This is a genomic window from Streptomyces sp. NPDC058375, assembly GCF_042723425.1.
Taxonomy (GTDB): Bacteria; Actinomycetota; Actinomycetes; order Streptomycetales; family Streptomycetaceae; genus Streptomyces; species Streptomyces durocortorensis.
This window is the reverse complement of record NZ_JBHXJG010000099.1, coordinates 23,902-25,009: the sequence shown is the minus strand read 5'-3', so window position 1 is coordinate 25,009 and position 1,108 is coordinate 23,902. Positions and strand designations below refer to the sequence as shown.

At 70.0% G+C, this 1,108-nt stretch carries 1 protein-coding gene; it reads right to left on the bottom strand.

The features are described from left to right. Positions 1–31 precede the first annotated feature (31 nt). Positions 32–988 carry a pirin family protein gene (locus ACFWM7_RS18065; protein WP_383261669.1) on the bottom strand — a complete coding sequence of 319 codons (957 nt, stop codon included), beginning with the start codon at positions 986–988 and terminating at the stop codon, positions 32–34. Positions 989–1,108: the final 120 nt, after the last annotated feature.

Genomic DNA, 1,108 nt, shown 5'->3' with positions numbered 1-1,108 from the left:
CGCCGACGCACCCCGTACGGGTGACGATGCGTCACATGCCGTGGACCGCGGGGACCGTGCCCAGGCGGCCGGCCTGGAAGTCCTCGAAGGCCTGCTTCAGTTCGGCCTGACTGTTCATCACGAACGGTCCGTAGTGGGCCATCGGCTCCCGGATCGGGCGGCCGCCGAGGAGCACGACCTCCAGGTCCGGGGTGTTGCCGTCCTGCCGCTCGTCCGCGCGGACGGTCAGCGAACCGCCGGCCCCGAACACCGCGGTCTGGCCCATCGCGATCGGACGGCGCTCCGCGCCGACTGTGCCGCGCCCGGCCAGGACGTACGCGAGGCCGTTGAAGTCCTCGCGCCACGGCAGGGTCACCTCGGCGCCGGGCCGGACGGTGGCGTGGATCATCGTGATCGGGGTGTGGGTGATGCCGGGGCCCTGGTGGCCGTCGAGTTCACCGGCGATGACCCGGAGCAGCGCGCCGCCGTCGGGGGAGGCGAGGAGCTGGACCTCACCGCCGCGGATGTCCTGGTAGCGCGGGTCCATCATCTTGTCGGCCTTGGGCAGGTTCACCCAGAGCTGGAGGCCGTGGAAGAGGCCGCCGGACAGGACGAGCGACTCCGGCGGGGCCTCGATGTGCAGCAGGCCCGAGCCTGCGGTCATCCACTGGGTGTCGCCGTTCTCGATGGTGCCGCCGCCACCGTTGGAGTCCTGGTGGATGAAGGTCCCGTCGATCAGGTACGTCACCGTCTCGAAGCCGCGGTGCGGATGCCAGGGGGTCCCTTTCGGCTCTCCAGCCGCATACTCCACCTCACCCATCTGGTCCATCATGATGAACGGGTCGAGGTGCTGGTAGTTGATCCCCGCGAACGCACGGCGGACGGGGAAGCCCTCGCCCTCGAAGCCGCTGGGCGCGGTCGTGACGGCGAGCACGGGACGGGCCGCGGCGTCACCCGAAGCGGCCACCTTGGGCAGGGTCAGCGGGTTGTCGACAGTCACTGCGGGCATGGAAGCCACCTCCGGGCGAGTGTTCTGGAATCAATTTAGTTGAATGATGAACATCCTGCAAGGCGTCGCGCATTCCCGAAGGGCGGCCGCGACAGGCCGAGGGCCCGCGCCGTCTCGGCG